Source organism: Bacillus sp. HMF5848, from assembly GCF_003944835.1.
In the GTDB taxonomy this organism is placed as follows: Bacteria; Bacillota; Bacilli; order Bacillales; family HMF5848; genus HMF5848.
Map to the genome: position 1 here is coordinate 2,854,673 of NZ_RWIV01000001.1, position 12,899 is coordinate 2,867,571.

The window sequence follows — 12,899 nt, forward strand, 5'->3', positions numbered from 1 at the left end:
TTATTGAATATAAATAAAAATTAATACAGTAATACATGCAATACCATTAGAAAGAAGATTAACAGCATCATTATTTACAGAGACAAATCCACCTGTTTTGATTGTTAACTGCTCGCAATGATATTTTCGTTCCGTTTGAATGGAACAGATAGAACATTTGTAACGCACTTGAATAGTAGCCCCTAAAATTGTATCAATAATACTCCCCCAGAAACCAATTGTGGTTATAGTTATAACTTGGAATAGTGAAAGTTGACCGTACCAAAGTATTGCGCCACCTAATGCAATAACCAGAGCTCCGATATAAGAAGCGAACGTACCTAATGGCGAGACAGCACCGCTTGTACCTTTCGCAACTCGTTTACCATTATGTAATAGAATGGGATTCGCTCTACTTAGTGTACCAATCTCAGAAGCCCACGTATCAGCATTTGCAGCAGCTAATGATGTTATAAACGAAATTAATATAGCTTGTGAAGGATAAAAGAAATATACGATAGCTAAGATTGAAGCAATGCCTCCATTGGCAAACACTTGATAAATATCACGTTGCTCCCCTTTTTCTAGCTTATCCTTTAAGAAGGATTTTTGCCGTTTTTTATACACACTCCAAAAACTAGAAGTTGCAAAAAACAAACCTAATAATATTAATCCTTCAAGCGAAAAACTCATGTAAATTGTTATACCCACAATGCTAGCACCTAAAACGCCAGACAAAGATAACAGCTTCTCTTTCCATCCCAACACCGAAAATACAACAATAGCAAGGCTAATAATCAATTCTATTTGCATGACATTATGTTAGAATCCTCCGTTAAAATATGGTTAACTCGCATATCAAAACTACTATGTGGGATATTCGATATAATTTGTAATTTGTATGCCAATGCTATTGTTGGTCCTCCCTTGTAAGATGCAAGTAAACGATCAAAATAGCCGCCTCCAAAACCAATACGATATCCTTCTATATTGAATGCCAAACCGGGGACAAATAATAAAGAACAAGCATCCGCTGAGTTCTTCTTAGCTTTATGTACATTAGGCTCTTGTAAATTATAATAGACGGTTTCAAGCTGATTAAAATCAGTTAACTCATAGTAGTCAAGTATCCTTTTACTTGGTATACATTTTGGGACGAGAACTTGTTTCTGCTCATCCCATGCTTTTTTAATAATGGGCTTAGTATTAATTTCAAAAGGCATTGCTATCGTAATGCCAATTGTATCAGCTTCACGCCATAAACTTGAACTGAAAAGCTTGTTATAGATTGATTTACTCATTTCTTCTCTTTTAGCCTCGGACAACTGTGATAATTCCTGTTTCATCTGTTTTCTTATTTCACCCTTGTTCATAACTACCCCCTAATCTGAATTGTATCAAAAATGTCATCATCTTCGCATTAAATAAAATGCAAAAGAGAATCTGCAAAAATCACTAGATATTTGATACAAGAAATGATATGATATTTAAGTCTGTAAAGTATACATTGATTTGGAGGGAACAAAACATGCGTGTAAATATAACGTTAGCTTGCACAGAAAGCGGCGATCGCAATTATATCACAACTAAAAACAAGCGTAACAACCCAGATCGCTTAGAGCTTAAAAAGTATTGTCCAAGATTAAAAAAAGTAACAGTTCACCGCGAAACAAAGTAAGTAGTAGGCATATGTCTACTGCTTCTTTTTTTGTGTGTATAAAAATATTTTTAGAATATAACAACCATATGACGTTATACAATACCCCCAAAGCTTTACCTATAATAATGTTGAAAGAATGGGGAATGTGCTCTTATAAAGATGTGAAAAATTATTGATAACATACTTTAAATTATTTTGATATGATTTACTATATAGATATGTAAGTTTTTCTGAAATGAGGTGTTGTGTTTTTGTACATAACTATGATTGCACTTTTGTCCTTAGCTATTTTATTACTAATACTCTCATTCTTTACCCGAAATAAATACAATGAGCTAGAAAGTCAAATCGAGCAAGTGTCACTAAGTACATTTCAAGAAGTATATAAATTAAAAAAGAAAATGAAGGTACTAGAAGAAGAAATACTAGGCGACGAAGACTATACGACTAATTATCGTGATGATGACTTTAAAATTAATTATCAAAGCAATGAAGACAACAAGCACTTGCAGCAAAATACTGCACACACAGATCTTCAAAGAGTTCTTCATTTGCATAAACAAGGGTATAAATATGATCAAATCGCAAAGCTAACCTCACTAGGAACGGAAGAAGTACGTCTTATGCTTCAGTCCTGGGGTGATACGCGATGAACAAACCTACCCTGCAGGCTTTCGCAGGAGGCCTTATTTTTGCCACGTTAGTACTTGGCGGTGTTTATATTATAAGTGAAGAAAAACCATTAGAAGAGCCCATTATAGATGCAGAAACAGTTGATACTTTCTTGGAAGCAAACAATTATGTAAAGGTATCTGAGAGCGAGTATGTTAAGCTTAAAGAAGCATCAAATGAGCTACTTTCATTAAAAGAACAACTACAGTCAGGTCAAAACGAAGCTAAACCTCAAAGCGAAGAGGTTGTAGATGATAATACAACCTCTAACAATACACCAAAACCAAAACAAGATGAAGCTAGCCCCGAACCAATAACTTATGTTTTGACTATTAATCAAGGTATGACAAGTACAGCAGTGGCTAATACCTTACAGAAAAACGGCATCATAAAAAATGCTAAAGATTTTGATACTTTTTTAGTGAACAACGGCTACAATAGATTAATACAAGTAAATACATATACTGTTACAAGTAATATGACGTATGATCAATTAGCTGGTATTATAACGGGGAACTAGTTAAAACACGTTCTGTATTTGCACGCCTCGGAGTGGGATTTCGATAAATGTTTTGAAATAATTAGCAACATGTAGATTTTGTTTATATTATAAACAATACGTTTAAAGAAGAGAACACTATGTGGTTTGACATAGTGTTCTCTTCTAATTCTATTCAAATGTTTGTTAATCATTTAAATCATAGTGAATGCCTTTTACTAAATAAAATATATTCTCCGAAATATTAGTAGCATAGTCTGCCACGCGCTCTAAGTATCTAGTAATAAACGATAATTGTGTAATTTGCGCAATAGATTCGGGAGAAGCTTGCGTAAACGCTAACAACTCACGTATATTTTGCCCGTATAGTTCATCTACTTTATCATCCATATCAGCAATTTGCTTTGCTAATACTACATCTTCCTCATAAAAGGCTTTTATCGATAACGACAACATCTCCATCATAATGCTATACATCTGCTCCAATTTATTAACGGAAACAACAAAAGGATTATTGCCAATCCGAACTGTTGCTTTTGCAATACTCACAGCAAAATCTGCCATTCTCTCTATATCTGCTGAGATTTTAATAGCTACTATAATGCGCCTTAAATCAATCGCAACTGGTTGTTGTTTTGCAATTAAAAGAATAGCAAAGTCATTTATGTATTCTTCTAAACTATCAATTTTAGCATCTTCTTCTATTACTTCTAAAGCTTTTTCAATATCTTTCGTTAACAACGCTTCCATCGCCTTAGATAGCGCTATTTCGGTTAAACTTCCAAGCTCTAATATATTTTCCTGTAAAGATTTTAAATCATAATGGAATTTTTCACGAACAACCATATGTTTATCTCTCCCTTTTCAATTTACTTTCACAAAAATCGTGTAAGCATGCTTACACGATTAAAAAGCAGTTATTTATATAACAACAGAACAAGTAATCATAAAGGGTTACAGCACTTGTATTTCTTTATAGCAGAAACACAAATACTGTATGGAACCCTTATTATCCGAAGCGTCCTGTAATATAGTCTTCTGTCCGTTTGTCTGTTGGAGTTGAGAATAATTTATCTGTATTTGTATATTCAATAACTTCACCGTTCAAGAAAAACGCTGTTTTATCTGAAATACGAGCAGCTTGCTGCATGTTATGTGTAACGATGATTATACTGAAATTTTTCTTAAGTTCGATAATTAATTCTTCTATTTTTAATGTTGAAATAGGATCTAGAGCACTTGTTGGCTCATCCATTAATATTACATCTGGCTCAATAGCTAAACAACGTGCAATACACAGACGCTGCTGTTGTCCACCAGATAGACCATACGCATTTTCATTTAGTCTGTCTTTCACTTCGTCCCAAATAGCTGCACCGCGCAAGCTAGTTTCAACGATTTCATCAAGAATTTTTTTATTACGAATACCATGAATTTTTGGTCCATACGCAACATTTTCATAAATAGATTTTGGAAACGGATTTGGCTTTTGAAACACCATCCCTACACGAGTGCGCAAATCCTCAACTTTATGAGATTTTTCCAAAATACTTTGACCTCGGTACAAAATTTCTCCAGACGTACGTACTACTGGAATTAATTCAACCATTCTGTTAAGAGTTTTTATAAAAGTAGATTTTCCACAGCCAGATGGTCCGATAATAGCCGTAACTTCATTTTCATAAATCTCTAAATTAATGTTCTTCAATGCAAGGTCATCACCATACCAAAGGTTTAGATCTTTAGTATGATAAACAACTTTACTGGAATCATTTGAAGCTTGATTAAAATTGTTATTCTTTTTCTCTTTTTCAGATAATACAGCCATATTTAAAAACCCCCAAAAAATTAAAATCTTTTCTGAAACTTATTTCTTATAATAATTGCAATTGAATTCATTAAGAACAAAACAATTAATAATATTACGATCGTAGCTGCTGCTAAGTTTGCGTATTCATCTACAAGTGCTGCATCAACAGTCCAGTAATAAATTTGCATAGGCATAACCGTAAACTTATCAAAAATTCCTTCCGGTAATGAGATTAGTAAAGCAGGAATTCCAATTACAACTAAAGGAGCCGTTTCGCCGATTGCTCTGGAAAGAGACAGAATTAAACCAGTTAAAATGCCAGGAATCGCTGCAGGTAACACAATATTTTTAATAGTTTGCCATTTTGTGGCGCCCATCCCATACGATGCTTCACGTAGGAATTGAGGTACAGCTCTAATCGCCTCTTGGCTTGCCACTACAACAATTGGCAGCACTAGAAGTGACATTGTTAATCCACCTGCTAATACAATATTGCCTAAGTCCATTCCACGAACGAACACTGTCAAACCTAATATACCAAATACAACAGATGGTACGCCTGCTAAGTTTGCGATATTAGTTTGTATAATTGTTTTTACTTTACCAGGCTTTGCATATTCTTCTAAGTATATAGCAGTTGCTACACCTAAAAACATCGTAACTGGCGCAACAACAATCATAAGCCATACTGTTCCTAATATCGCGCCTAGTATACCAGCCTTATCTGCATTTGTAGAGAGTTTACTTGATAAAAATTGAAAATCAATCCAACCTATACTTTGTGTGTATACTCGGTAAATAAGAGTTACTAACACTACTAAGCCAAATAAGGTTGCAAGAAAGAAAATAGTTTTCGCTAAATTATTCTTGAATATCCGAGAGTCCATATGTTTTTGTACTTGTTCAATGTTTATATACTTCACTTTAATATTCCTCCCTATACTTACGAGAAATATGTTGAGCAATTAAATTCATAACTAATGTAAAAACAAATAACGTCATGGCAACTGCATACAAGCTATAATAAATAGTTGAACCAGCTGGTGCCTCTCCACCTGTAACTTCTACAATATATGCAGTCATAGTTTGCATCGATTGAGTTATATCAAATGTGAAGTCTTTATTACTACCACTCGCAATTGTAACAATCATCGTTTCACCGATTGCACGTGAAATACCAAGTACGAAGGAAGCAATAATTCCAGAAATAGCAGCGGGTATAACTACTTTCCAAGTTACTTCGAGCTTCGTTGCACCTAACGCTAATGCGCCTTCTCTCATAGAGTTTGGTACAGAACTCATGGCATCCTCAGAAAGTGACGCCACCATGGGAATTATCATAATTCCCATTACTATTCCTGGACTGAGGATATTAGTAGGTTCCAAAGCAGGAATAAATGATCGTAATAATGGGGTAACAAAAGTGAATGCAAAAAATCCATAAACGATTGTAGGGATTCCAGCTAATATTTCTAGTATTGGTTTTAAAATCTTTCGTACTTTATCAGAAGCATATTCACTTAAGAATATAGCAGCCATCAGACCTAAAGGTATCGCAACAGTCATGGCAATTAAAGAAGATAAAACAGTTCCTGTAATTAAAGGAATAACACCAAACTCTTGATTTCTCCCAATTGGGTTTAGTTCAGTCCCTGTGTAGAACTCAAAAAATGAAACTTCTCTAAAGAAGTTTATTGTTTCCGTTAATAAAGTAGCAACAATTCCAATTGTAGTTAAAATTGAAACTGTAGCAATTACTAAAAAGAATTTCGGCATGATTTTTTCCGTGATTGAAGCGGTATTTGATGAACTTTTTTTCTTTTGTATCATCTCACGGACATTTATTTTATTATCCAAGTTAAAAACCCCTTTCATCCCTATATATTATGTAAGGATAAAATAAAAAATGGAAGTAATTAGCAACAAAGTTAGTAAACAAGTAAGAAGATGAAAAGATATCCTTTCATCTTCTTACTACTAACAATGTTATAACTACTTTAAACCGTTTAAGAATTCAAGTGCAGCTTCAATTTCAGCGTCTGCCAATGGAGCGAATCCAGTTTCAGCAGCAACTGTTTGAGCGTTTTCCATAGCGTAGATAGCATAATCTAAAACTTGTGGCTTTTCTTTAGCTAAACCTACGTTTAAGTATGTGAATACTGGACGAGTGAATGGCTTATAACCAGCATCATCACTAAGACCGATAGTGTCTAAGCTTGGAGTAACTGGACCATTACCGAAGTCTACAGATACAGCTTGGATTTTGTCTTTGTTATTGTCATAGTACCCATACCCGAAGAACGCGATAGCATTCTCGTCTTTAGATACTAGATCAACTAAGATTGAGTATTCTTGTTGTAAGTTGACTCCTTCAGTGAAATCTTTTTCATCCATGATAGTTTCGAACATGAATTCGTTTGTACCGTGGTTTTCGTTTGGACCCATTGATTTAATTTCAGCATCTGGCCATTCTGGACGAATATCAGACCATTTCTTTACTCCAGACTCTGCAAGGAAAATACTAACTACTTCTTCTTGAGTCATTTCTTTAGCCCAATCGTTCGCAGGGTTGATTACGAAAGTTAAACCATCAAGAGCTACTTGGAATTCTTTAAATTCGATTCCATATTGAGTAGCAAGTTCTTTTTCTTTATCTTTAATGTGACGAGATGCATCATTGAAATCAGTACCGTTTTCTTTCCAATCTTCAACTAAGAATTTCTTGAAACCAGCAGATGTACCAGCACGACTTACAGAAACATCTACGCCATCTCTTTCATTCATGTAGTTTTCTGCCATCAAAGCCATAAATGGGTAAACTGTTCCAGAACCGTCAATTACAACTTCACCTTCTAAAGCAGCTTCAGCTGGTTGCTCTGTTTGAGTATCTGCATTGCTAGTGTCTTCTGCAGGTGCTTCTTCTGTGTTACCGCAAGCTGCTACAAATCCTAGTAGTACTGTTAACATCGCGGTTAACATAAGTAAACGCCATTTCTTCATTTGTTGGTTCCCCCTAAGAGTTTTCGTTTTTGTTATGGACAATGTTTTGTCCTACAATGGCTATATTACTCGCTTAAGATTAATACAGTTTTAAACGAATGTTAAGCTTTTGTAAATATGCGTAGTTGTTTGTTACTTTTTGCCGAAAAAAAAACACTATACAGTATATAGTGTTTAAATAAATGAATATTATTCTTTTTGTTACTGATTTTCATTTACCTCCTGCTGCTCCTGTTCAATATTTGAGTCAGCAGCATCTTGATTTCCTAATTTCAAGTTAAAATACGTGTCTAATATTTTACGTCCAATATTTTTACTGATTGGGTATTTGTCATTGGACCACGGTACGACTACTGAAAAAGCTATTTCAGGATTATCATAAGGCGCATAACCTACAAGTGTAGTTGTTAAAACTTTCTGCAACTCATCGTATTTAGAAGCAGTAGGTCCATCATATGTTGTTTGGGCAGTCCCTGTTTTTCCAGCTGGTTTATACGGCGCATCACTGAAATAATACGTTGCAGTTCCCATTGGCTCTTGCATTACTTGTCGGAATCCTTCCTTAACACGTTCAATATATGATGTTTCAATATCTAATTTATTTAAAACATTAGGTTGAAACTCAGTTACAACTGGTCCTAATCTATTTTCGTTTATAACAGGCTCGTGAATGCTTTTGACAATTCGCGGCTGGATGCGGTAGCCACCATTAGCAATAGTTGACACATATTGCACTAGCTGTAACGGCGTGTATGTGTCATATTGACCAATAGCAAAGTCAAGTAAAAGACCTGGATACGTAATATTACGTCCTACAACTCCTGTTGCTTCGTTTGGTAAATCAATACCAGTCTTTATCCCTAATCCAAACTGATTAAAGTAATTACGCATGACACTAAAGGCATTCTCGTCAAATGGCATAGGTTCACCGAAGCGATAATTTGCTTTCCCGATCCCCATGGCAATACGAAACATATAAACGTTACTTGATCGCTTAAGAGCCGTCAAATCATCAATACGCCCCATATTTCTGTAAGATTTCTTTATAGGTGTGCCTTGTATGGATATCGGTGTATCTAACAATATTGTTCCTGGCTGAATAACACCTGTATCATATCCTGTTAAAATCGTTGCACCTTTAATAGCGGACCCTACCGGATATGCTAACGTTAATGTTCCTAAAGCATCATCAAGAAGCTGCGGTTGTCCTTCCTCAAGAACAATTTCTTTCGTTTCTGAGTCGCGATCAAATCTTTTTCCAGCTATCGCGAGTACCTCACCAGTGTTTGGATTCATCATCACTACATACGCTCTATCTAGAAACTCAGTAGCTTCATTTTTTCGCCCTTCCATTAATTCATCTGCAATTATTTTCTCTACGGCAAGCTGAAGTTCCATATCAATGGACAAACGTAAATCCATTCCCCTCTGTCCTTCTGCTACAGTAATTGCTTCTATAAGGTTTCCTGCTTTATCGGTTATATTTTTAATTTTTTCCTTTTGTCCCCGAAGAACATCTTCGTATTGTTTTTCAATATAACTAAGACCAACTCTGTCATTCAGACTGTAGTCTCGTGAGATATAATAATCTAATTTATCACGTGGAACACCTTCATCTGTTGATGACACTTTCCCTAATATAGAGTTAAGTGTTGGCTCAAAAATATTATGCCTTTTCCAATCTGTTGTCGGCTCCACGCCCGGTAATATAGCAAGATTCTCACTAATAATTGCTGTTTCCCGCTCAGAAACAGCTTCGTTTTTAACAATTTTAGGTGTTAAAGTGTATGCTGAATCAAGTTCTCGCTTAATGGCAAGTATTTCGAGATCAGCATCTGTAAGCATACTTAAATCTTTGGTAGTTATTCTATCTAGCTTTATTCGATAAACATCTTCATCTGTAAGCTCTTCAGCTTCAAATGCCTTCCACTCTTCTTCAGTAACTTTATCTTCAGCAAGTTCTGGATAATTTAAGATCCAAAAATCCTTCATATCTCGCTCTGTAATTTTATCTGTCTTTTGCTCAATCATAGTAGCGAGGGTTTTTGCAATTTCTAACCTTTCGGTTGAAGATGTTCCTTGGAGTCTCGTATACGTAATTGCCTTAACTGGCATATTGTCAACAATTAGTGTTCCATCTCTATCGAAGATTTTTCCTCTTGGTACAGGTGTCGCGACTGGTATATTTTCGGTACGCTCTAATTCTCTTTTATACGTTTCTCCATATACAATTTGCACCACACCTAACCGAACAATAAGGACTGAAAATAGTAAAAAAACTGCAAAAAACAATATATTTAACCGAAATGGTAATTGCGTTTTACGTTTTTTCTTTTCTTCTTTTTTTTGCATAACACCACATCTTTCTATACATTTCTTACTATATTGTATATGAACGCGACTAACATGACTAGCTACAAAACTCACAATAAATTTTGAAAATCACTGTTTATAGTTGCTCAATATTAGCTTATGAACGATTAGCAACTCGAAAAAATCTACTGTTAATTGCTGTATAGACTCAATAAAAGTTAAAAACACTTTAACAAGAAAAAAGGCCCCTCTTAAGAGCCTCCTTCACATTCATTTCTTTTATGTTCTTCGAGTGCATGCTCACAACTTTCATTCGTCACGCTTTTTTCAAATTCGATTTTTCTAATAAATAGATATATAACTGCATGCCCAGCTCCAATTACCATTAATAAGTATATAATCGCTTGATCATCATTAAAAAAATACACCGTTGCTAGAAATAATAATATGGAAAACGCTCGACCTGCATTTAAGAATAACTCTTTAATCACTATATATTCAATTCTCATACGTGCAGCATTCCATGCTTTTCCTATTACATCGTATGTCAATGATGCATAAGGAACTAATAGCAGTGGATACCCAATAGCTATTACAAATGCATACAACAAAATTTTTGTATACGTTGTGTCAAATAAAATTATGTAAATAGCTGCATATAACAAGATACCACCTATAAGAATGGATGTTTTTCGAAAATCCTTCTTAATAAGCTTTGCCGCCAAAAAGTACGTAACAAAGGCTGTTGAAGAATTGACTAGTCCAAACTTCCCTAATGCTAGCTCACTGTTCGTTGTAATGAAAACAATGACTGTGATCATAAAAATGAATGTACCCTCTCTAAGTCCTTGAAAAAAATGTGCGGTTGTAATCATCTTCCAATTAAAGTTTCGTTTTCGTTCCTTCCAAACTCTTGTTAGCCAATAATGTCCCTCGGCTTGTCGACGTCGTATAAAAAAGCTCAACACCACTGCTCCTGCAAATAAGCCTAGTGATACAGCAAATATAATCGTATAACCCGTGAACTTTTCAAATGAGGAAATGATTATCCCAGCTGTGATAGGTCCTATCATACCTGCCAGAGATGTTAATACTCCTAAAAAGCCATTAAAGAAGTCTCTTGTTTCTGGTTCGGTAATTTCAAACGTTAGCACATTAAATGCTAACCAATAAAATCCATATCCAATTCCCAATAAGCCCCCAAGAACGACGATTAAATCCGAAGCATTTTCCCCAATAAATAAAACCGATAGAAAAAAAACAGCTAAGAAAGATACACCTAACCGCAGAACAATGACTCGGTCAATCTTCTTAGCCCATCTTCCGGCAAGTATAAATGTTAAAGGCTGTGCAATTACAATAGAAAGATTGTATACACCAAGATCAATAAAATCACCCGATTGCTTCCACAAATAAACATTCACAAACGTATTCGATAAAGCAATACTTAATGAATACATGCCTCCTATTACCAAAAGGAGTATTAAATCTCTATTTATCTCAACGTCCCCAAACAACTTGCTAAGTAATTTCATATTAAAAACTCCCCTTTGTTCTAAAGGGTAGTTTACCTTAGAAATTGTTTCGTTATACGGAATTCGAAAACATATCATAATAAAAAAGAAGCTACATATAAGAATTAACTTATATGTAGCTCCATATTATATTATTTTGCTGCGTTATATAATTTAGTTACTTCTTCCCAGTTAATTACATTGAAGAAAGCTTGAATGTAATCTGGGCGACGATTTTGATACTTTAAGTAGTAAGCATGCTCCCATACATCTAGACCTAAAATAGGAGTTTTACCTTCCATTAAAGGTGTATCTTGGTTTGGAGTACTCATCACTTCAAGCTCACCGTTATTAACAACTAACCAAGCCCAACCAGATCCAAAACGAGTAGCACCCGCTTTTGCAAATTCTTCTTTAAATTTGTCATAGCCACCAAACTTATTGTTAATTGCAGCAGCTAAATCACCAGTTGGTTCTCCTCCACCGTTTGGTGAAAGAATTGTCCAAAATAAGCTGTGGTTAGCATGACCACCACCGTTATTTCTAACAGCCGTTCGCTTCTCTTCTGGCACCGCATCAAGGTTAGCCATTAGGTCCTCAATACTTTTAGCTAAAAGCTCATCTTGTCCTTCTAGAGCAGCATTTAAATTTGTAACATAAGCATTATGGTGCTTCGTGTGGTGAATGTTCATTGTTTCTTTGTCAAAATGAGGCTCAAGTGCATCATACGCGTAAGGTAATTGTGGTAATTCAAATCCCATGAAAAAAATCCTCCTTAATTGTTGTATGTATTTTATTTATACCAACTAAAATAACAATTCTGTTGCTTTAGTTGCTTCATATACAGATTACCAAAACATTCATGTGATATCAAAAAATAAGCACTAAGAATATTTTACGACTTCTTACAACACCTGCACCAAGAAATAAACTATCATAAATGTTTGAATGAAACCTTTCACTACGATACTGCTAAAAAAGCCAAGAAGTGTGCCAAACCCTACTGTAAAAGCTTCACGAAAGCTTTTTTTATGCCATATAACCTCAGGTAAAACAGCTCCTATGAACGGACCAATTAAAATACCTGCTACAGGAATAACAAACGGACCAATTAATAAACCAATAGTACTACCCCAAACTGCTGCTTTACTCCCTCCATATTTTTGAATACCGATCAAATTAGTAGCGTAATCAGCAACAAACAGTATAACTACAAACATTATTTGCAGGCTCCAAAACAGAATAGAAAACTCTGCAAATGAAAAAGCCAAACCATACACTACGTATCCCGCCGCTATGAATAATACGCTAGGTAAAATTGGGTAAACAAGTCCGATGTAAGACACAAAAAATAGCGCAATTATTAAAATCCAGAACAAAACATCCATATTTTAAACCCACCTTAATTTAGTATTATTTTACAAGTTCTAAAAAATCATTTTTTTAAAAGCT

At 34.9% G+C, this 12,899-nt stretch carries 14 protein-coding genes; 3 read left to right on the top strand and 11 right to left on the bottom strand.

Features of this window, described 5'->3' with window-relative positions; translation table 11 throughout:
- Positions 1-792, bottom strand: a complete 792-nt coding sequence (locus EJF36_RS13705; protein WP_125906857.1) for a DUF92 domain-containing protein — start codon at positions 790-792, stop codon at positions 1-3.
- Complete coding sequence (locus EJF36_RS13710; protein ID WP_125906858.1) at positions 783-1,352, bottom strand: 5-formyltetrahydrofolate cyclo-ligase; 570 nt, start codon at positions 1,350-1,352, stop codon at positions 783-785. Before EJF36_RS13710 ends, EJF36_RS13705 begins: the two co-directional genes overlap by 10 nt.
- 155 nt (positions 1,353-1,507) lie before the next feature.
- Between EJF36_RS13710 and rpmG the strand changes: the two genes are divergently transcribed.
- The 3 genes from rpmG to EJF36_RS13725 all read left to right on the top strand — a co-directional run bounded on the left by rpmG (position 1,508) and on the right by EJF36_RS13725 (position 2,831).
- The gene (gene rpmG, locus EJF36_RS13715; protein WP_125906859.1) at positions 1,508-1,657 is read left to right on the top strand and encodes a 50S ribosomal protein L33; all 150 of its coding nucleotides are present in this window, start codon (positions 1,508-1,510) and stop codon (positions 1,655-1,657) included.
- 233 nt (positions 1,658-1,890) lie between these two features.
- Positions 1,891-2,292, top strand: coding sequence for a DUF6115 domain-containing protein (locus EJF36_RS21580; protein ID WP_185806915.1), 402 nt, complete (start codon positions 1,891-1,893; stop codon positions 2,290-2,292).
- Positions 2,289-2,831, top strand: coding sequence for a hypothetical protein (locus EJF36_RS13725; RefSeq protein WP_125906860.1), 543 nt, complete (start codon positions 2,289-2,291; stop codon positions 2,829-2,831). The genes EJF36_RS21580 and EJF36_RS13725 overlap by 4 nt, the downstream gene beginning before the upstream one ends.
- A 165-nt stretch (positions 2,832-2,996) precedes the next feature.
- On the opposite strand, the gene phoU is transcribed toward EJF36_RS13725, so the two are convergent.
- From phoU to EJF36_RS13770, 9 genes are all read right to left on the bottom strand, one after another.
- On the bottom strand, positions 2,997-3,656 hold the full coding sequence (gene phoU / locus EJF36_RS13730) for a phosphate signaling complex protein PhoU (RefSeq protein ID WP_125906861.1): 660 nt from the start codon (positions 3,654-3,656) through the stop codon (positions 2,997-2,999).
- A 163-nt stretch (positions 3,657-3,819) separates the two neighbouring features.
- Entirely contained in the window at positions 3,820-4,638 is an 819-nt protein-coding gene (pstB, locus tag EJF36_RS13735) for a phosphate ABC transporter ATP-binding protein PstB (RefSeq protein ID WP_125906862.1), read from the bottom strand.
- A 20-nt stretch (positions 4,639-4,658) separates the two neighbouring features.
- Entirely contained in the window at positions 4,659-5,543 is an 885-nt protein-coding gene (gene pstA / locus EJF36_RS13740; protein WP_125906863.1) for a phosphate ABC transporter permease PstA, read from the bottom strand.
- A 1-nt stretch (position 5,544) separates the two neighbouring features.
- Positions 5,545-6,495, bottom strand: coding sequence for a phosphate ABC transporter permease subunit PstC (gene pstC / locus EJF36_RS13745; RefSeq protein ID WP_125906864.1), 951 nt, complete (start codon positions 6,493-6,495; stop codon positions 5,545-5,547).
- A gap of 117 nt (positions 6,496-6,612) precedes the next feature.
- The gene (locus tag EJF36_RS13750) at positions 6,613-7,620 is read right to left on the bottom strand and encodes a PstS family phosphate ABC transporter substrate-binding protein (RefSeq protein ID WP_125906865.1); all 1,008 of its coding nucleotides are present in this window, start codon (positions 7,618-7,620) and stop codon (positions 6,613-6,615) included.
- Between the two features lie 201 nt (positions 7,621-7,821).
- Positions 7,822-9,972, bottom strand: a complete 2,151-nt coding sequence (locus EJF36_RS13755; protein WP_125906866.1) for a peptidoglycan D,D-transpeptidase FtsI family protein — start codon at positions 9,970-9,972, stop codon at positions 7,822-7,824.
- 212 nt (positions 9,973-10,184) lie between these two features.
- On the bottom strand, positions 10,185-11,468 hold the full coding sequence (locus EJF36_RS13760; RefSeq protein ID WP_125906867.1) for an MFS transporter: 1,284 nt from the start codon (positions 11,466-11,468) through the stop codon (positions 10,185-10,187).
- Between the two features lie 131 nt (positions 11,469-11,599).
- The gene (locus EJF36_RS13765; RefSeq protein ID WP_125906868.1) at positions 11,600-12,208 is read right to left on the bottom strand and encodes a superoxide dismutase; all 609 of its coding nucleotides are present in this window, start codon (positions 12,206-12,208) and stop codon (positions 11,600-11,602) included.
- Positions 12,209-12,352: 144 nt separating this feature from the next.
- Positions 12,353-12,835, bottom strand: coding sequence for a DUF456 domain-containing protein (locus tag EJF36_RS13770; RefSeq protein ID WP_125906869.1), 483 nt, complete (start codon positions 12,833-12,835; stop codon positions 12,353-12,355).
- Between the last annotated feature and the right edge of the window lie 64 nt (positions 12,836-12,899).